Genomic DNA, 19,603 nt, shown 5'->3' on the forward strand with positions numbered 1-19,603 from the left:
ATGCCCACTGACGCCTCCCCTGCCCTTAACTTGCTGGTCTTCGGCGGCGGCTATCTGGGACGGGCGACGGCGCTGGAGGCGATCCGGCGCGGCGGACGGGCGACCGCCACCTCGCGCGATCCCGAACGCCGTCGCACGCTGGCGGCCGAGGAGATCGTCGCCATCGACCCAACCGATACGAGCGCGCTGAAGACCGCGCTGGAGGCCGCGACCGCTGTCCTGATCACCGCCGCGCCCGACGCCCACGGCTGTCCTGGTCTGCGCGCCCTGGGACCGCTGGCGGGCGACGCCTGGCCCGACTGGATCGGCTATATCTCCTCCACCTCCGTCTATGGCGACCGGGCCGGCGGATGGGTGTTCGAGGACGGGCCGCTGAACGCCGCCACCCTGGAGGGCGCGCGCCGCGTGCGGGCCGAGCGCGACTGGCTGGACGGGGCGCAGGGGATGGGGCTGACGGTGCAGATCTTCCGCCTGCCGGGCTTCTATGGGCCGGGGCGCAGCGTGGTCGAGCGGCTGCGGGACGGGACGGCGAAGCTGGTTCGCAAGCCGGGCCAAATCTTCAACCGCATCCATGTGGACGACGTGGTCTCGGGTCTGTTCGCCTCGATGGCGCAGCCGCGTCCGGGGGCGGCCTATAATCTGACCGACGACGAACCCTCGCCGGCGGACGTGGTGGTGGAATGGGCGGCCCAGCGGATGGGCCTGCCCCGCCCGCCCCAGGTCAACTGGACCGACGACAGCGTCAGCGAGGCGATGCGGCGCTTCTACCTGGATTCCAAACGCGTCTCGAACGCCCTGGCCAAGGCTGAACTGGACTGGCGGCCCGCCTATCCGACCTGGCGCGAGGGGCTGGAGGCGATGCTGGATGCGCCGCCGCCGTTGAGACTTGTAAGCTGACTTTCGTCATCCTCCGGCGCGCAGCGACCGGGGGACCCAGCGGCGCGCGGGAGCGCGAACCTGTCGCGGATGCGGTCTTCGGCCATCGTCGTGGCCGACGCATCGCCTTCGGCGCCGCTGGGTCCCCCGATCTCGCTACGCTCGTCGGAGGATGACGAAAGAGAAGATCAGAACGGCAGCAGATTCCGCTGGCGGCTGTAGCTCATGGTCCCGACATTGGCGCCCAGGCGCAGGCCGACGCCGGTGCGGATGGGAGCCAGCACGATGCCGTCGGCGCGCTGATAGTTCACACCCAGGCCGGCGACCAGATAGGCCGATCCCTCGATGCCCGGATAGCGGCGATAGATCATGTCGGGGTGATACAGGCCATAGACCAGGGTGAAGACCCGGCTGGCGTTGCCGCCCCAGTCCCATCCCACGGACGCGCCCTGCCAGAACACCTCCTGCGAGGCCGACAGGTCCTTCATGTGCAGGGCGCCGCGGCCGTAGCGGGCGCCGAACACCACGGCGCCGGAGCCCTCCTCGCCCGCGATATAGGCGGTCGGACGGTCGCCCTGGTCGGCGAAGACCCGCTCGATGGCCCCGCCGACCACCTCGGCCGCGATGCCCAGCTCGCGAGATCCCGCCGAGACCAGTTCGTCGAAGCTATAGGCCTGGGCGGTCTGATCCGAACGGATCGGATAGTTGGGATCGCGCGCCGGCGCCGAGGCGCAGGCGCCGACGGCCGAGGCGCCGGCGGCTGTGGCCAGGCCGGAAAGGATCATTTGGCGACGATGCATGGGACGCTCCGAGGGCGGCGAGAGGACGGCCGGCTGGCGCGCCGGTCTTCGCTGCACCGTCCCCGACCTTTGCGGCAGCCTTGCGGCTTCAAGGTTAACGGGGGCTTACGGACGGTGGGGAAGTCGTCTCCTCCCCACTTGTGGGGAGGGGGACCGCGAAGCGGTGGAGGGGCTCTTGAAGTCCCACGGTCGTCCGTGCGGTGGCAAAGAACCCCTCCGTCTCTCCGCTTCGCTTCGAGCCACCTCCCCATGAATGGGGAGGAGCCTCTACTCGTAAGCCTTACCCCCGCAGCTTCGCTCCCTGCTTCTCCACCGCCGCCACGACCTTGGCGGTCAGGGCTTCGATCTCGGCTTCGGTCAGGGTGGCGTCACGGGGTTGAAGGACAACTTCCAGGGCGACGGACTTGAAGCCCTCGTCCACGCCCTTGCCGCGATAGACGTCAAAGACGCGGACCTCGGCGATCAGGGCCTTGTCGGCGCCGGTGGCGGCCCGGACCAGATCGCCGACCGGCTTGGCGTCCTCGACCACGAAGGCGAAGTCGCGGGTCAGGGGCATCAGGGCAGACAGGTCGGCGGAACCGCGCGCCTTGCCGCCCTTGCCGCGCGGTTCGGGGACATTGTCGAGCACGATCTCGAAGGCCAGCATCGGACCGTCGGCGTCCAGGCTTTTAAGCACTCGCGGATGCAGTTCGCCGAACTCGACCATGATGTTCTTGGGCCCGAGCTGCAGCCGGGCCGAACGGCCGGGATGCCACCAGTCGCGGTTCTGGCCCTGCGTCAGTTGCAGGGAGGCGACCGGCGCACCGATCTCTTCCAGCAGGGTCGTCAGGTCGGCCTTCAGTGCGAACAGGGCGTCCTCTCCGGCGCCGGCCCAGTGGCGCGCGGCATGGGGGGCGACCAGAGCAGTGATCACCGTACGCTGATCCGCCGGACCGTCGCCCAGATAGATGGGGCCGATCTCGAACAGGGCCGCGTCGGCGAAACCGCGCGCGGCGTTGCGCGCCGCCGCCTGAATCAGGTTCGGCAGGGCCGAGGGCCGCATGCAGTCCAGATCGGCCGCGATGGGGTTCTCCAGCACCAGCCGCTCGTCGCCGCCGCCGAACAGAACGGCCGTGGATTGCTTGGTGAAGGACCAGGTGACGGCCTCAGCATAGCCCAGCGCTGCCAAGGCTCGGCGCGCCACGCGGACGCGGGCCTGGCGCGGGCTCAGCACGCCGCCGGCGGGGCGGGCGACTTCGGGCAGGGGCGTGTCGGGCAGGCTGTCGAAGCCCTCGATCCGCGCCACCTCCTCGACCAGATCGGCTCGGCCCTCGACGTCGCGACGCCACGACGGCGGGGTCACGGTCCAGGGCTCGGCCTGATCGGCGGGGCCGGCGGTGACCTTGAAGCCGAGCTGGCCCAGGATGGTGCCGATCCGGTCGTCGGCCAGGTCCATGCCGCTGAGCCGCTTCACATAGGCGGGGTCGAAGGCGAAGGGCGCCGGGCTGGCCGGGGGTTCGCCGACGAAGACGATCTCGGACGGCTCGCCGCCGCACAGGTCCAGGATCAGACGGGTGGCCAGTTCCAGGCCCGGCGTGACCGAGACCGGATCGACGCCGCGCGCGAACCGGTACTGGGCGTCGGAATGGATGCCGAGCGCACGGCCCGTCTGGGCGATCACCAGTGGGTCGAACCAGGCGCTTTCGACGAAGACGTCGGTGGTGGTCTCGTCACAGCCGGTGCTTTCGCCGCCCATGACGCCGCCCAGGCCGATGGGGCGCTCGCCCCCGGCGTCGGCGATGACGCAGTCGGCGGCCGAGGCCGCATAGGTCTTACCGTCCAAAGCGATCAGATGCTCCGGCTCGCCGCCCTCGATGTGAGCCGTCTCGGCTGAGACTTGGCCCGCGCGCACGACGATCTCGGTCCCGACCAGCTTGGCCACGTCATAGACGTGCAGCGGCCGGGCGCGGTCGTAGGCGATCAGATTGGTGACATCGACCAGCCGGTTGATCGAGCGCAGGCCGATGGCGGTCAGGCGTTTCTGCAGCCAGGCCGGCGACGGGCCGTTCTTCACGCCCCGGATCACGCGGCCGGCGAAGACCGGGCACATCTCGGGCGCCTCCAGCCGCACGGTGATCGGCGACGGGAAGGCCCCGCGCACGACGGCGATGTCGAAATGCTTCAGCTTGCCGACGCTGGCGGCCGCCAGATCCCGCGCGATGCCGGCGACGCCCAGCCAGTCGGGCCGGTTCGGCGTGACTTCGAAGTCGATGACGGGTTCCGCGCCGAACAGGCCGGCGACCGGCGTGCCGACCGGGATCTCGGGCGGCAGTTCCTGGATGCCGTCGCTCTCGTCGGCCAGCTCAAGCTCGGACGCGGAACACAGCATGCCGTTCGACACCACGCCGCGCACAGGCTTCTCGACCAGGGTCACGCCCAGGCCAGGCACATAGGCGCCGATGGGGGCGTAGATGGTGGTCAGGCCCGCGCGCGCGTTCGGGGCGCCGCAGACGATTTCCTTCAACCCATCGACCGTCTCGACCTGACAGACCTGCAAACGATCGGCGTTGGGGTGACGCTCGGCCGATAGGATCCTGGCCACGGTGAAGGGCGCCAGCTTGGCGGCGGGGTCGAGAACCTCCTCGACCTCCAGCCCGGCCATGGTCATGGCTTCGGCGATCTGATGGACGTCCGCCTCGGTCTCGAGGTGGTCCTTCAGCCAGGACAGGGTGAACTTCATGGTCGTCTCAGGCCTTGGGCTGGTCGGTCAGAGCGCTGACCTGGTCGAGGAACTCTTGTGTGCCGGTAAAGCCGACGCCGTAGAACTCGCAGCCGATGAATTTACAGTCGCGCATCGGGATCGTGCCGATGGCCTTGTCGCCGACAGGGTTGAGCAGCAGGTTGCGGATGCTGCCTCGCCCATCGCCGAAGTTGGTGTCGGTGAAGGTCACGCCATTGGACACCAGAACGACCGCCGGCCCTTGGAAGCGACAGCCGATGAAGGTGCGACCTTCGACCAGCGGAACACCCTTGGCCGAGGCGGCCGAATAGAGTTCGTACAGAATGATGTCGACGTTCTCGAACGTCGTGGCGCTCAGATCCGACACGTCCGCGAGCGGGCGATTGATCGGCAGGATGGACTTCATGACGACTGTTTTCCCTGGCTGAGAACAGCTTCGAAGTTCGTTAGGAAGGCGGGCGCGCCGGTAAAGCCGACCGCGTAGAATTTGCAGCGCACGAAGGCGCAGTTCTGAAACGCGATCGTGCCGATCACCTTCTCGGGGCCGACCGGCGCCAGCAGAAGATTACGGATGTCTCCGCCTGAGTAGCCCATGTCGCAATCGTCGAACTTACAGCCGCCGGCGGCGAGCAGCACGGCTGGCCCTTCGACACGGCAATCCGTAAAGGTTTTGTTTTCGATCAGGTTTTTTCCTGCCGCCATCGCCTCGGCGATCAGTTGCGGCAGCCAGATGTTGGCCTTGTCATAGGCAGGACCTTCGCCGATCCGTTTGAAGGTAATGGTGTCGTTTGCGTCGGTCATTGTTCAGCTCAGGCCCGAGGCCGGATTGGGGGCGGCGAAGGCGGAGAAGCCGTAGTGCGATAGCCAGCGGGTGTCGGCGTCGAACATGGGGCGCAGATCGGGCACGCCGTATTTCAGCATGGCCAGGCGATCCACGCCCATGCCGAAGGCGAAGCCCTGATACTCGTCCGGGTCGATGCCGCAGTTGCGCAGCACATTGGGATGCACCATCCCGCAGCCCAGGATCTCCAGCCAGTCGTCGCCGGTGTTGAACACCAGCTTGCCGCCCGAGCGGTCGCAGCGGATGTCCATCTCGGCCGAGGGCTCGGTGAAGGGGAAGTGGTGCGGCCGGAACCGCGCCTGGACCTCGTCCAGCTCGAAGAAGCGGGCGATGAAGGTCTGAAGAGTGGTCTTCAGGTGGCCCATATGGATGTCGCGGTCGATCACCAGGCCTTCGATCTGGTGGAACATCGGCGTGTGGGTGGCGTCCGAATCCTTACGAAAGGTGCGGCCCGGCGCGATGATGCGGATGGGCGGTTTCTGCGACATCATGGTGCGGACCTGCACCGGCGACGTATGGGTGCGCAGCACCTTGCGCTCGCCCGTCTCGGGATCCGGCTTCAGGAAGAAGGTGTCGTGCATCTCCCGCGCCGGATGTTTGGGCGGGAAGTTAAGGGCGGTGAAGTTGTGGAAGTCGTCCTCAATGTCCGGGCCTTCGGCGACCGCGAAACCCATCTCGGCGAACAGGGCGATCATCTCGTCCATCACCTGCATGGTGGGGTGGACCCCGCCCTTGCGACGCGGGCGAGCCGGCAGGGTCAGGTCGATGCGCTCTGCCTGGAGCCGGGCGTCCAGTTCGGCGGCCTCAAGCTCGGCCTTCTTGGCCGTGATGGCGGCGGCGACGCGGTCGCGCAGGCCGTTGATCATCGGCCCCTGTTCACGGCGTTCATCAGGGCTCATCGCGCCCATCCCCTTCAGCAGGCCGGAGACGGAGCCGGACTTGCCCAGGGCGGCGATGCGCACCTCTTCCAGGGCGACGACGCTTTCGGCGCCGCCGATGGCGTTGATCAGGTCGAGTTCGAGTGTGGCGAGATCGGTCATTTGTCCCGTGCCTTAACGGGTGGAACGGCTTTCGTCACCCTTCAAGGCGTTGCAGCGAACGTCCCTCGGCTTGAGATTGACCGGCCCTTTCCGTCCGCTCACGGATCGATTGTCGAAAACCCGCCGCGAAAGGTTCATGAACGGCAAAGCTGGCGTTAAATATCAGCCGCTAAGCCGAGGGCCGAACGAGTGAGGACCTTGATGCCGCGGATCGGTGACTTCGTTGATTTGATCGCGCCGGTGGCCACGTCCACGCCGGGCGCCGAGGTGTTCGAGCAATTCCAGACCGAGCCCAACACCCTGGCCCTGGCCGTCGTGGACGACGACGGCCGGCCGGTCGGCATCATCGAGCGCAACGCCTTCACCCTGAGGATGGCGGCCGAGTTCGGGCGCGCCCTCTATGCCAAGAAACCCGCCGAAAGCCTGATGGACCGCAACGCGCCTGTCGCGGACGCGGCGACCAGCGCGGAGGCCTTCTTTCAGGCCTATGGGGCGGCGGAGCTGGGCGCCCTGCTGGGCGGCTTCGTCGTGGTGGCGGACGGTCGCTACGTCGGGGTCGGCACGGCGCTGCAGATCGTTCAGGCCGGCGCCGCCCTGCACCGCCAGCGCGCCGAAGAGATGGGCGCCCTGGCCCGTGACCTAGCCATCGCCGAGGCCGAGGCCGTCGCCTCCAGCCGCGCCAAGTCCGAATTCCTGGCGGTGATGAGCCACGAAATCCGCACCCCGCTGAACGGGGTGCTGGGCGTCGCCGCCCTGATGGACAAGAAGCTGGAGCAGGAAGAACTGCGCCCCTATGTCCGCACCGTCATCGATTCAGGCCAGAGCCTGCTGCGGCTGCTGACCGATGCGCTAGACATGTCGCGCGCCTCGGCGGGCATGCTGACCCTGGAAGAAGAGCCGCTGGACCTGTCGGCCGTCGCCTTCGACATCGACGCCCTGTGGCGCGCGCGGGCCGAGGAGAAGGCCCTGGCCCTGACCATCCGCACCGACTTGGCCGTCCCTTACGTTCAGGCCGACGGCATGCGGTTGAAGCAGTTGCTGAACAACTTGATCGGCAACGCCCTGAAGTTCACCCTGACGGGCGAGGTCGTGGCCCTGATCGAAAGCCGACCCGACGGCGAGGTGATCTTCACCGTGGACGACAGCGGCCCCGGCGTGCCCGAGGCGGCGGCCGCGACCATCTTCGACCCCTTCAACACCGGCAAGGCCGGGCGCGAGGGCGCGGGCGCGGGCCTGGGCCTGGCCATCTGCCGCCAGATCGCCGAGCGGATGGGCGGCGTCATCTCCCTGGCGACCTCGCCCCAGGGCGGCGCCCGGTTCCAGGTGCGGCTGCCGCTGCGCGTCGCGACCGAACGAGGGACGACGACGCCCGAACTGGCCGCGCCGACGCCGCACGACACCCTCCATGTGCTGGTGGTGGACGACAATGCGACCAACCGCTTTGTCGCCGGCAAGCTGCTGGAGATGTTCGGCTGCACCTGCGAGATGGCCGAGAACGGCCAGGAGGCGCTGGACGCCGTCGGCGCACGTCCGTTCGACCTGGCCCTGATGGACATCAAGATGCCGGTGATGGACGGGGTCGCCGCGACGCGGGCCATCCGCGCCCTGCCCGGCCCGGCGGGCGCCCTGCCGATCCTGGCCCTGACGGCCAACGCCGACGAGCGGGACGAGTTGGACTATATCGCCGCAGGCATGAACGGGGTGGCGCAAAAGCCGATCCAGCCCGACGCCCTGCTGAACGCCATCCGCATGGTGCTGGCGCAAAGCCGAATGGCCGAGGCCGCCTGAAACGAAGAACGCCCGCCCCGGAAAACCGGAGCGGGCGTTGATCTTGGTCGGTGCGACTGTGGCTTAAGCCAGAGCGGCGCGGACCTTGTCGGCGACGGCCTTGAAGCCGGTCGCGTCGGCGGCGATCGAGGCCAGGACCTTGCGGTCCAGTTCGATGCCGGCCTTGTTCAGGCCGTTGATGAACTGGCTGTAGGTGAAGCCTTCAATACGCGCAGCGGCGTTGATGCGCTGGATCCAAAGGGCGCGGAAGTTGCGCTTCTTGGTGCGACGGTCGCGATAGGCGTATTGCCCGGCGCGGTCGACGGCGGCCTTGGCCGTACGGATCGTATTCTTGCGGCGGCCGGAGAAGCCCTTGGCCTGCTCCAGAACCTTCTTGTGCTTGGCGTGCGAGGTTACGCCACGTTTTACGCGAGCCATGTCGCTATTCCTTCAAATTCTTTGGGATGGAGATCAGTCGTACAGCGCGCGCCGATCAGGCGTACGGCATGTAGGATTTGATCTTCTTGGCGTCGGCGTCGGCCATGACCTTGGTGCCGCGGTTCTGGCGGATGTATTTCGAGTTGTGGCTGATCAAGCGGTGACGCTTGCCTGCAACGCCCGACTTCACCTTGCCAGTGGCCGTGAATTTGAAGCGCTTTTTGGCGCCCGACTTCGTCTTCAGTTTCGGCATTTCAGTCTCCTATTTGGAGGGCTACCGCCCTTCGGGCTGCTTGAGCCGTGGGGGAGGTGGTCTTCCAGAGTTTAAGAACCGCCCAGGCATGCCTGTTCGCCCGGCGGTTCGGTACGCGAAGGCGCGGCTTGTAGGCGAAGACGCCCGCCGACGCAAGATGAGTCAGGACAAGGACTTGGCGGGCGTATCCGCCGCGACCTGACCTCGCCGGATCGCCCGCCCGGCGTTGATTGCCATCACCGCCGCAGGGATGGTCAGCAGGGCGCCGACCACAAAGGGCCAGTCGCGCCCCAGGCCTGAGAACAAAGCGCCCGCGATCATCGGCCCGAAGATGCGCGCCACCGAGCTGGAGGCCATGTTCAGCCCCAGCATGGCCCCCTGGCGGTCAGGCGGCGACGCCCGGCTGATCATGGCCGAGATATTGGGCATGGCCATCGACATGCCGCACGCCCCCAGCGCCATGATGATCGGGATGCTCCATCCCTGCACCACCGGGATCGACAAGGCGCCCAGCTCCAACCGGGTCGCCGGGAACCAGGCGACGGGCGCCAGCACCTGCAGCACCAGCGAGCTTCCGAACAGCAGCATGCCGACCGCCAGCACGCGCGATTCGCCGAACCGTCGCGCCAGCTTTCCGGCGAAGAACCCCTGGTTCAGGGTCGAGACGATGCCCACGATCATGAAGCTGAGCCCCACCTCGCGCGCACCCCATTGATAGCGGCTCTCGGCCCACAGGCCGAACACGCTCTCCATCGCCGAAAACCCGGCCATATAGATCAGGGTCACCACCAGCACGCGCGACACCACGTCATTGTCCCGCGCGTCCTTCAGCCCCGACAGGAAGGCCGGGCGCGGCGTGGCGGGATCGGCCTTGGCCCGGCTCTCGCGCAGGAAGACGATCACCCCCACAGCCGCCACGGCCGCCAGCGCCGCGGCCAGGAAGATCGGCAGCTGATAGCCCAGACGCCCCAGCTGCGGCTGGGTTAGAAGCCCGCCCAGGCCCGGCCCGACGATGAAGCCCAGGCCGAACGCGGCCCCGATCAGCCCCATCCGCCCCGCCCTCTGCTCCGGCGGCGTCACATCGGCGACATAGCCTTGGACCGTCGAGATATTGCCCGCGCCCAGGCCGGTGAACAGCCGCACCGCGATCGCCAGCCAGATGTTGGGCACGAAGGCCAGCATCAGATAGCCCAGCGCATTGGCGATCAGCGTGATCAGCAGCACCGGCTTGCGCCCGATCCGGTCCGACAGCCGCCCCCAGAAGGGCTCGGCGAAGAACTGGCCCAGCGAATAGGCCGAGAACATCAGCGTGATCTGCCACGCCTCGGCCTGCAGGCTCTGGGCGAAGAAAGGGAGCAGCGGCACCACCAGCCCGAACCCGACCAGATTGATGAACACCGTCGCGAACAACACGGCCAGCGCCGGGATCTTGAGCTGGGGCGGGGTCGTGGAGGTCGCGGTCATGGCCAAGGCTTAGCGCGGCCGTTCGCCGCTAGCGAGCCGGATTGTTCGCCTCCAGGAACCGCACGGTCTCGCGCAGCATCCGCTGGCGGGTTTCGGCGCGCGACAGCCAGTGATCTTCGCCCTCTAGCTCGATCATTTCGACCGGTTTGCCCTCTCGACGCAGGGCGTCGGCCATGACGCGGCTCTGTTCGATGGGGACCACCGTGTCGTCTCGGCCGTGGATCAGCAGCAGAGGCACATCCGCCGTCTTGGCCAGACGTGCCGGAGACAGGCTGTCCAGCGTTCGGTCCCCCGTCCGCTCCGCCCCCATGAACCGGTTCCAATAGCGCACGCCGGTGCTGTCACGACGCGCACCCGTTTCGGCGACCCAGTTCACCATGCGGCGCAGGTCGGAGACCCCTGCGACCGAGACGGCGCAGCGGTAGACGCCCGGATCCAGGGTCGGCCCCGCCATGGCGGCATAGCCCCCGTAGCTGGCGCCCACGATGCAGACGCGCTTCGGGTCGATCATGCCCTCGGCCGCCAAATGGCGTACGCCGTCCGAGAGATCCGTCTGCATCTTGCGGCCCCACTCGCCGTAGCCCGCTTCCATGAACGCAACGCCATAGCCCGTCGATCCCCTGAAGTTCGCTTGCAGCACCGCATAGCCGCGCGACGCCAGCGCCTGCGCCCACCAGTCGAATCCCATGGTGTCGCGCGCCGCCGGTCCGCCGTGGGCCAGAACCACCAGGGGAAGCCCTGCGGGGTTTTCGACGCCCGGCGGCGTGGTCAGATAGCCATGGATTTCCAGACCGTCCGCCGCCTTGTAGCTTACCGCGCGTATCGGCCCGACCTGATCGGGCGTGATGGCCGGATAGGCTTCGCCGACGATGTCGGCACGGCGCTGGTCGAAGTTGACGTAGTGATAGACGCCGGAATCTCCGGCGCCCTCGGTGAAGATCACGATGCCCGACAGGTCGTTGGTCCAGGACACCAGGCGCGGAGACCGACCAGAGAATGCCCGCTCGATACTCGCCCAGCGCCTCTTGGCGTCATCGTCCGAGAACGCGTATTCGACGCCTTCATCGGTCACTCGGCCAACGCCGAGCAGCAGCTTGGTGCGCGGGTGGTGAACCAGAACGTCTACGCGCCCCTCGAAGGGCAGACGCATCCATTCACCGGTGTCCACATCGACTTCGAATACACCACCAGCTTCGCCGAACTCACTCTCTCCCATATCGGGACAATTCGCGCTGATCAGGGCGGTGCGCTCGCGACGCCCCATTCCGAGGAGACGCGGCTGATCAATGGGTGCATCGACATACCAGGCGCCACTGAACATCGTGCCTGATCTTTGTAGGTGCAGGCTCCAGCGCCGGCTCTGAGGGTCATACTGGGAGCGAGCGATCGGCATCCCCGCCGCATTGATCACGAATTCTTCGACATCGGCATTGGTCTCGAGCGCGATGCGACCCCGTCCGGTTCTCGGATCGATGCTGAAAAGATCCAGACGACGCCAGACATCGGGCGCGAAACCGCGCGCCAGAATCGTCGGCCCATTCGATGTATCGCGGACCTCGACCGGCCCGATCAGAATGGGCAGGACACCCGGCGTGCGGTCGAACACCGACGCCAGCTTGCGCGACCCCACCTCGTAGATCCGACCGAAGAACAGCTCCGTGCGAGGCACGTTGAGTTGCGGAATCGACTGAGTGGTCGACATGGTCGTCAGGACGCGATCCTCGCCGACCCACTGAAGTTCACGCACCTTGACCGCACCGGCGCCCACGCCGCCCAGGATCTCGCCGCTCGAAAGATCGGTGACCAGCATGGCGCGCTGCTCGCCCGCGACCGTCACGGAAACCAGCCGCGCTCCGCTGGGTGAAATCTGAACCATCTCCAGCGCCGGAAGCGCGCCATAAGCGTCCAGCGGCGGCGGGTCAGAGGCCATCGCCGCATCCGCCATCAATCCCGACACCACGACCGACGCCAACCCGAGCCACATCCTGCGCATGCACCGCCCCGTCTCAAAGCCACGCCTCGCGTGTCCTGACCTCATCCCAGGCGGGTGCATACAGCGGTTACGCCAAAGTTCCAAAAACGAAAAACGCCCCGGTCCTGCGACCGGGGCGTTTCGTATTCAGCGATGGATCGCGATCAGCGCGGGGCCAGGATCATGATCATCTGGCGGCCTTCCATCTTGGGCGAGAACTCGACCTTGGCGACTTCGTCGAAATCGGCCTGGACCTTGTTCAGCAGCTTCATGCCCAGTTCGGGGTGCGCCATTTCGCGACCGCGGAAGCGCAGGGTCACCTTGACCTTGTCGCCCTCGTCGAAGAAGCGGTGCATGGCCTTGGCCTTCACCTCATAGTCGTGGGTGTCGATGTTCGGGCGAAGCTTGATTTCCTTCAGCTCGACGACCTTCTGGCGCTTGCGCTGTTCGGCCTTCTTCTTCTGTTCCTGGAAACGGTGCTTGCCGTAATCGAGGATCTTGGCCACCGGCGGTTCGGAGGTGGAGACGATCTCGACCAGGTCCATCCCGGCTTCCTCGGCGGCTTCGAGCGCGGAAGAGGTGGGCATGACGCCCTGTTTCTCGCCGTTCTGGTCGATGAGCAGAACGCGGGGGGCGCGGATATCCTGGTTCATACGCGGCCCGTCTTTCACGGGTGGCGCTTGCATGGGACGGCGAATGGGCGTCGTTTCCTTATGTGGTCAAAGTCGGCGTGTGTCTCGATAAGCGGAATGGCGCGGCTTGCGCCACGTTCCCCTCAAGGCCGCAATATGCGCCCGGAAGCCCGGTTTTTCAAGGCTTCGCAGGCGTCGCGCCGATATAGGCGTCGTGCAGCGCCAGGACCGCCTCGAAGACATGATCCACGCTCAAGTCCTCGATGGGCGCGAACTGCCCGCGCGTCTCGTTGGACGCCGCCGTGCGCGTCTTCGGACCCCACGGACCATACAGCCACCACTCGGTCGGACCGAACAGGCCCAGCGTCGGCCGCCCCAGCGCCGCCGAGACGTGCATCAGGCCGCTGTCGTTACCAACGAACAGATCGGCCCGGTCGATGGCGGCGGCCGAGGCGAGAATGTCGCCCTTGCCGACGAAATCGATCCCTCTCGGCCCGGAGGCCTCCAACGCAGGCGTCGCCGGCGGCCGGTCGCCCGGCCCGCCCACAGGCATGAAGCGCCAGCCGTCGAAACGCGGTTCGGCTTTCAGCTTCTCGACCAGGGCGCCCCAACGGTCGGCGGGCCAGCTCTTGCCCGGCTGGTGCGCGATGGGCGCCAGCGCAATGATCCGGCCGGGGCCAGCCGCGCCCGCCAGCTGCGGATCGATGACGGCGGCGGCTTCGGCCCGCGCCTGATCGTCCAAGAAGATTTCGGGATCCAGCGGCGCGGGCGACCCCATCAGGCGCGACACCATCTCGACCTTGCGAAGGCCGGTTTCCCAAGACCGGTTATAGACGATGCGCCGCTTGGCCGGGATCATATAGCTGAGCGCCGAACCCCGGATATCGATGACCAAGTCCCAGCGCATGCCGACCGCCTGTTTCCACAGGTCGAGCCAGTGGCCGGACATCTTCTTCTTGTCGAGCACGATGGTCCGCACCACGCCCGGCGCATTGCGGAAGAAGGGCGCGGGCGGCCGGCCGCAGGCGACGGTGATCTGCGCCCCCGGAACCTGGCGCGCGATCTCGCGGATCACCCCCGACGAGATGACGCAGTCGCCGATGCGGTTGGAGGTGACGAACAGAACTTGAGGCGCGGACACTTATTCCTCCGTCATCCTCGGGCTTGACCCGAGGATCGGCGGCGCCGCGCGACACCTGCGGGACGCAGGGTTACGGCCGGGACCGCCTTCAGTCGTCCGTGTGCGTCACGCCCGATCCTCGGGTCAAGCCCGAGGATGACGGAAGAGAAAAGTCGAGGCACAAGTCCCCTCATGACCGACATCCAGCACCTGTCCCGCCCCGACGGCGAAACTCTGGCCTTCAAACGCATCGAGGGCGCCGGCCCGACCGTGATCTGGGTCGGCGGCTTCCGCTCGGACATGGAGGGGACCAAGGCCCTTGCTTTGGAGGCGGCCGCGCGCGAACGCGGCTGGAACTACGTCCGTTACGACCATTTCGCCCACGGACAATCCTCCGGCGACTGGCGCCAGGCCACCATCGGCCGCTGGCGCGAAGACGCGATCGCCCTGATCGACAGCCTGTCGGGCCCGGTGATCCCGGTCGGGTCGTCGATGGGTGGCTGGGTCTCTCTGCTGGCGAGCCTGGCGCGGCCGGACCGGATCAAGGGCCTGGTCCTGGTCAATCCGGCCCAGGACTTCACCGAACGGCTGATGTGGCCCGGTTTAGCCGACCACGAACGCCAGGCCATTCTGCGCGAGGGCGAGACCCTGATCGTCGAGGAAGGCCTAGGCGAATACGTCCTGACCCGTCGCATGTTCGAAGAGGCGCGCGACTGGCTGCTGCTGGACGGCGTGATCGCCATCGCCGCCCCGGTCCATGTGCTCCAGGGCCGGGCTGACGACGTGGTGCCGTGGCGTCATCAGATCGAACTGGTCGAACGGCTGAAAGGCGACGACGTGCGGCTGGACCTGATCGAGGGCGGCGATCACCGGCTTTCGACCCCGACCGACCTCGACCGGCTGGTCGCGGCGTTAGAGGCGATGCGCGCCTAACCAACCAACCCTTTCGTCATCCTCCGGCAAGCCGCGCCTTCGCGGCGCAGACCGGGGGACCCAGCGGCGCCGCGAAGGCGAAATCTCTCCGTTGCACGACTGCAAAACCTGGTCCGCGACAGGTTGGCTGCTACGTGCCACCCTTCGGGTCGCGCTATCGCGCGCCGCTGGGTCCCCCGGTTCCGCTGCGCGGCCCGGAGGATGACGAAAGTAAACCTACTTCGCCCCCGTCAGCGCCCCATACAGATCCGTCCGCCGATCCCGGAAGAAGCCCCAGGCCGCGCGATACTTATCCAGCGCATCCAGGTCGAAGCGGTGCACCAGCACCCCCTCCTCCTCGGCGCCCAGGCTCTCGACCAGTTCGCCGCGTTGATCGGCGATGAAGGAATGGCCGTAGAAGGTCTGGCCCACCTCCGTCACCGTCTCGTGCCCGATGCGATTGGCGCCCACCACGGGCACGGCGTTGGACACGGCATGCCCCTGCATGGCGCGCCGCCACGGCTCGGCCGTGTGCAGGTCCGCGTCATGCGGCTCGGTGCCGATGGCGGTCGGATACATCAGCACGTCGGCGCCCATCAGCATCATCGCCCTCGCGGCCTCCGGGAACCACTGGTCCCAGCAGATGCCGACCCCGACCTTGCCGAACCGGGTGTTCCAGACCTTGAAGCCGGTGTCGCCAGGCCGGAAATAATACTTCTCCTGATAGCCGGGGCCATCGGGGATATGGCTCTTGCGATAAATCCCCAGCGCCTCGCCGTCCGCGTCCAGCATGACCAGCGAGTTGTAATACTGCGGCCCGTCCTTCTCGAAGATCGAGACGGGGATGGCCACGCCCAGTTCTTTCGCCACCGGCGCCATGGCCGTGACGCAGGGATGTTCGCGCCATTCATAGGCCTGGGTGAACCAGTGCTCCTCCTGCGAGACGCAGAAATACGGCCCCTGGAACAGTTCCGACGGCAGGATCACCTGCGCGCCCTTGCTCGCCGCCTCGCGAACGAAGTCGATGGTCTTCTTGATATTCGCCTGCATGTCCTCGCCATACGAGGTCTGGATGCCGGCGACGGTGATGTTGCGGGTCATGCGGGCTCCTGCTGGGAGATGCAGTGGAACGAGCCGCCGCCGGTCAGGATGGCCTTGGACGGCAGGGGGATGATCTCGCGATCGGGGAAGGCTCCCTTCAACGCCTGGCAGGCCATGTCGGCTGCACGATCGTCGCCATAGGTCGGCACCACGACGGCGCCGTTGGCGATCAGGAAGTTCATGTGGCTGGCCGGGATCGGCCGTTCGTCCTCGTCCAGCACCAGACCCGGCGACGGGATCCTCAGTACGCGGATCTTGCGGCCCTCGGCGTCGGTCATGCCCGACAGATCGCGGGCCGTGGCGTCATAGACCTCGGCGTTCGGGTCTTTCTTGCCCCAGGCGATCGGGCAGGCGACGACGCCCGGCGCGACGAAGCGAGCCAGGTTGTCGACGTGGCCGTCGGTGTGGTCGTTCAGCAAACCATCGCCCAACCACAGCACGGCCTTGGCCGCGATGGCGGTCTGCAGCGCAGCGGTCGCCACCGCCTCGTCCTGATTCCAGGCCGGGTTGCGATTGGGGTTCAGCAGGCACTGGCGCGTGGTCAGCACAGTCCCCTCCCCGTCATGATCCAGCGACCCGCCTTCCATGACGAAGTCGTTCCAGGTCAGGGCCACGCCCGAACGTTCGCCGATCTGACCCGCGACCAGATCGTCGCCCGGCATGTCGTATTTCCCGCCCCAGCCGTTGAACTTGAAGGCGGCGGCCGTCTTCGATCCCGCGCCGAAGATCGGCCCGGTGTCGCGCAGCCAGATGTCGCCGAACTCGCCGGCCACGACCTCGACATTCTCCACGCCTTCGAAGCGCGCCTGAGCGTCCGCCAGAACCTCGGCCTTGCCGACCATCAGCTTGACCTGTTCGCGCCCCGGCCCCGCCAGCGCCCGCACCAGTCCCTCGACCTCGTCCTGAGCCTGCTCCAGCGCCTCGAACCAATATTCGCCATGGCTGGGCCACCCCACCCACATGGCGCGGTGCGGAGCCCATTCGGCAGGGATGGCGGCGGAGATGGGAGCGGTCATCGGCGAACGGATCCTGTCTTGTCTCGGGCACAAAACGCGAGCCGCGCCATATGGCCCCTCCCGCCCCCGACTTCAACGCCGGGCGTCATCATCCCATTGGAGCAAAGAAAAAGGGCGGCTCGCGAACGGACCGCCCCTGATCGTTTCAGCCTCGGCTAAGCCTTAGAAGGCGTAGGTCACGGTCGCTTGCACCGTGCGCGGCGGGCCGCGGTAGGCATAGGTGGCGCGCGAAGCGTTCGTCGCACCCGTGATCGAACCGAAGTATTCTTCGTCCAGCAGGTTTACTACACGCACGGCCAGGCTCGAGCTCTTGTAGCCGAAGTAACCCAGGTCGAACTTGGCGTCGGCGTTCACGACCGTATAGGCATCGGTGTACAGGTCGTTTTCATCGGTGACAAAACGCTCGCCCGTATACTTGACCTGTGCGCCGAGTTGCAGCGGGCCGGTTTCGTATTGGACGCGACCACCGAAGGTCCAATCCGGGGTTTCCGTCAGCGACTTACCGCCGGTGCGGATGACGGTGGTGCCGTCCAGGTAGTCGTTGGCGATTTCCGAGTCCGTGTACGAAGCCGTGGCGTACAGCGACAGACCCTCGACTGGCGACCAGCCGACTTGCGAGTCGAAGCCGTACAGATCGACGTTGCCCACGTTCGAGTCGAACGAAACGCCCAGATCCTGGTCAAAGCGCGACACGATGCGGTTGTCGAACTTGGTGTACCAAACGTTGGCCGAAGCGATCAGGACGCCCGTTTGGTAGCGGTAGCCGAAGTCGTAGGTCGTGGTCTTTTCCGGCTCGGTGATCGGCGAGGTGATGTCGCCGTCGGCGTCGAAGAAGACGGTGTAGAGGTTGTCGGTGCGCGGCAAGGTCAGCGACTGAGCGAACGAACCATAGACCGAGTGAGCGCCGGTGAAGTTCCAGCTGACATTGATGTTCGGCAGGATGTCGTCGAACTTCACGTCACGCGAGTACGGAGCGAGGTAGCTCGCGGTACGGGTGCCGAGCTTGTAGGTGCCGTCGGCTTGCAGAACCGCATTCTCGGTGCCGCAGACAACCGAGCTGCTCTTGGATTGCGAGTAGCAGTTCTGGTTCAGCTCGCGTTTGAAGAAGGGCGCGCGGACGCCGACGTTCACGCGAAGCGAGTCGTCCAGGAAGCGGCCGACATATTCGACGGCGAACTGGTTAAGAATGGCGAACGACAAGCGGTCACGCGAGCGAATTTCGTAACCGTCCAGATTGACGATGCGGCGGCCCTCGTCACGCAGACCGGCGAAGGCGTCGAAGAAACGCGGTGCGGTCGGGTTCGAGAAGTCGATTTGGCTATTCAGGCCCGTCTGGCGGTGCCGAGCGTCGTCGAGGGTGTAGGCGGCGCGCAGGGTCTGCGTGTCCGACAGCTTCCAGATCAGCGACGAGCTGATGCCGTAACGCTGGGTGTGCGTATTGTTCGTCGAGTGAACGCGCACGGTGTCCAGGATGTCGCCGTCGCCGTTCAGATCGACGCCGCCCGTGGTCTGGGATCCACGGATCGAGCGATCCGTTTCCGACAGGGTGAACTGGCCCGAACCACCGGTCGCCAGGGTGTACTGGAACGAAGGGTCGAAGGTGAAGATCAGGTTGTCGCGCAGGGTGAAACGCGACTGGGCGCGGAGGTTGCCAGTGTCCGACGGGTTTTGACGCAGAGCCCAGTAGCGGTTGCTGTTACCGTCGACATCGGCCACGCCGTTACGATAGGTCGGGGCGGTGTAGTTGTTGTCGAAGTCGCTGTTCCAGGTCACGCCGTTGGCCAGGCTGGCCGAACCGTCAGCGTTACGTTGAAGTTGCAAGTCAGCGTAGTTGTTGTTGCGGTTGCGGTTCCAGTGACCGGCCAGCGAAACGAAGTCGCCGTTGTCGCGGATCGGCTGGAAGATCTTGAAATTGTACTGGGTCTTGTTCAGGTCGCCCTGCCCCTTGTACTTGTCATACGACTGGTCGGAATAGGCAAGCCATGCACGGGTGCCGAAGGGGCCGACCTCGCCAGTGTTCAGTTGGGCGAAAACGCGACGGAAAGCGTCGTCACCGAGCGAACCAATAATGCGGCCGCCGAACTCGGACGGGACGGCGATCGACGACATATTGATGGTGCCGCCCGAAGCCGAGGCGGTGGGCAAGTCGACGTCGGTCGTGCCGGTGTTGACCGAGGCCGAACCGATCAGTTCGCTGTCCAGTTGCTGGTTCGAATAGAGCGAATAGTTGCCCGAGTCGTTCAACGGCATTCCGTCGAAGGTCTGCGAAATGCGCGGGCCGTCAAAGCCGTGCAGACGGATATTGCCGCCGGACGAGCCGTAGGCGTCGTTGTTGGTGAAGCTCATGCCCGGAACCAGGTTCAGGATCTCGTTGATCGTCTGACCGGCGGCTTGGGTCGAGATGAACTCCTGCGTGATCGTCGAACGGCTCTTGCCGACGGTTTCAGCGACGATGGCGCCGTCGATGGTGCGCGGACCACGCGCGCCCGTCACGACGACTTCCTGGACTTCGACGGCTTCCGTGCCGGTCGATTGAGCGGAGGCCCCGCCTGCGAAGGCGAGGGAGCCGACGAGGGCGGTGGTCGCCCAGATCAGGCTTTTGCGAGTTATCATTACATCTATCCCCAGATGGACGGCGCGAACGGCCAGGGC

At 66.4% G+C, this 19,603-nt stretch carries 17 protein-coding genes; 3 read left to right on the forward strand and 14 right to left on the reverse strand.

Going from position 1 to position 19,603, the window contains the following annotated elements:
* Entirely contained in the window at positions 1 to 897 is an 897-nt protein-coding gene (locus ACZZZD_RS08260; protein WP_463434182.1) for a Rossmann-fold NAD(P)-binding domain-containing protein, read from the forward strand.
* A 167-nt stretch (positions 898 to 1,064) separates the two neighbouring features.
* On the opposite strand, the gene ACZZZD_RS08265 is transcribed toward ACZZZD_RS08260, so the two are convergent.
* The 5 genes from ACZZZD_RS08265 to pheS form a co-directional block, all read right to left on the reverse strand.
* Entirely contained in the window at positions 1,065 to 1,676 is a 612-nt protein-coding gene (locus tag ACZZZD_RS08265) for a DUF1134 domain-containing protein (protein WP_463434183.1), read from the reverse strand.
* 280 nt (positions 1,677 to 1,956) lie between these two features.
* Positions 1,957 to 4,395: a phenylalanine--tRNA ligase subunit beta gene (gene pheT, locus ACZZZD_RS08270; RefSeq protein WP_463434184.1), complete on the reverse strand. Its 2,439-nt coding sequence runs from the start codon at positions 4,393 to 4,395 to the stop codon at positions 1,957 to 1,959.
* A gap of 7 nt (positions 4,396 to 4,402) precedes the next feature.
* Complete coding sequence (locus tag ACZZZD_RS08275) at positions 4,403 to 4,801, reverse strand: hypothetical protein (protein ID WP_463434185.1); 399 nt, start codon at positions 4,799 to 4,801, stop codon at positions 4,403 to 4,405.
* Positions 4,798 to 5,196, reverse strand: coding sequence for a hypothetical protein (locus ACZZZD_RS08280; protein WP_463434187.1), 399 nt, complete (start codon positions 5,194 to 5,196; stop codon positions 4,798 to 4,800). Before ACZZZD_RS08280 ends, ACZZZD_RS08275 begins: the two co-directional genes overlap by 4 nt.
* Before the next feature lie 3 nt (positions 5,197 to 5,199).
* Positions 5,200 to 6,276, reverse strand: a complete 1,077-nt coding sequence (gene pheS / locus ACZZZD_RS08285; protein ID WP_463434189.1) for a phenylalanine--tRNA ligase subunit alpha — start codon at positions 6,274 to 6,276, stop codon at positions 5,200 to 5,202.
* A 201-nt stretch (positions 6,277 to 6,477) separates the two neighbouring features.
* Here pheS and ACZZZD_RS08290 point away from each other — a divergent pair, with 201 nt between their 5' ends.
* Complete coding sequence (locus tag ACZZZD_RS08290; protein WP_463434190.1) at positions 6,478 to 8,064, forward strand: ATP-binding protein; 1,587 nt, start codon at positions 6,478 to 6,480, stop codon at positions 8,062 to 8,064.
* Between the two features lie 63 nt (positions 8,065 to 8,127).
* On the opposite strand, the gene rplT is transcribed toward ACZZZD_RS08290, so the two are convergent.
* The 6 genes from rplT to ACZZZD_RS08320 form a co-directional block, all read right to left on the reverse strand.
* A complete protein-coding gene (gene rplT, locus ACZZZD_RS08295) occupies positions 8,128 to 8,481 on the reverse strand; it encodes a 50S ribosomal protein L20 (RefSeq protein WP_463434192.1) in 354 nt (117 codons plus the stop codon).
* A 55-nt stretch (positions 8,482 to 8,536) separates the two neighbouring features.
* Entirely contained in the window at positions 8,537 to 8,734 is a 198-nt protein-coding gene (rpmI, locus tag ACZZZD_RS08300; RefSeq protein WP_135193772.1) for a 50S ribosomal protein L35, read from the reverse strand.
* A 162-nt stretch (positions 8,735 to 8,896) separates the two neighbouring features.
* Positions 8,897 to 10,198, reverse strand: coding sequence for an MFS transporter (locus ACZZZD_RS08305; protein ID WP_463434195.1), 1,302 nt, complete (start codon positions 10,196 to 10,198; stop codon positions 8,897 to 8,899).
* 28 nt (positions 10,199 to 10,226) lie between these two features.
* Entirely contained in the window at positions 10,227 to 12,191 is a 1,965-nt protein-coding gene (locus ACZZZD_RS08310) for an alpha/beta hydrolase family protein (protein WP_463434197.1), read from the reverse strand.
* 143 nt (positions 12,192 to 12,334) lie between these two features.
* Positions 12,335 to 12,856, reverse strand: a complete 522-nt coding sequence (infC, locus tag ACZZZD_RS08315; RefSeq protein WP_463434198.1) for a translation initiation factor IF-3 — start codon at positions 12,854 to 12,856, stop codon at positions 12,335 to 12,337.
* Between the two features lie 124 nt (positions 12,857 to 12,980).
* Entirely contained in the window at positions 12,981 to 13,943 is a 963-nt protein-coding gene (locus ACZZZD_RS08320; RefSeq protein WP_463434200.1) for a glycosyltransferase family 9 protein, read from the reverse strand.
* Positions 13,944 to 14,114: 171 nt separating this feature from the next.
* Here ACZZZD_RS08320 and ACZZZD_RS08325 point away from each other — a divergent pair, with 171 nt between their 5' ends.
* On the forward strand, positions 14,115 to 14,855 hold the full coding sequence (locus ACZZZD_RS08325) for an alpha/beta fold hydrolase (protein WP_463434202.1): 741 nt from the start codon (positions 14,115 to 14,117) through the stop codon (positions 14,853 to 14,855).
* 216 nt (positions 14,856 to 15,071) lie between these two features.
* Here ACZZZD_RS08325 and aguB read toward each other — a convergent pair whose 3' ends face one another.
* From aguB to ACZZZD_RS08340, 3 genes are all read right to left on the reverse strand, one after another.
* Complete coding sequence (gene aguB / locus ACZZZD_RS08330) at positions 15,072 to 15,935, reverse strand: N-carbamoylputrescine amidase (protein WP_463434204.1); 864 nt, start codon at positions 15,933 to 15,935, stop codon at positions 15,072 to 15,074.
* A complete protein-coding gene (locus tag ACZZZD_RS08335) occupies positions 15,932 to 16,951 on the reverse strand; it encodes an agmatine deiminase family protein (protein WP_463434206.1) in 1,020 nt (339 codons plus the stop codon). Before ACZZZD_RS08335 ends, aguB begins: the two co-directional genes overlap by 4 nt.
* A gap of 162 nt (positions 16,952 to 17,113) precedes the next feature.
* Positions 17,114 to 19,564, reverse strand: coding sequence for a TonB-dependent receptor domain-containing protein (locus tag ACZZZD_RS08340; protein ID WP_463434208.1), 2,451 nt, complete (start codon positions 19,562 to 19,564; stop codon positions 17,114 to 17,116).
* Positions 19,565 to 19,603 lie beyond the last annotated feature (39 nt).

The organism is Brevundimonas sp. AC546, assembly GCF_979258305.1.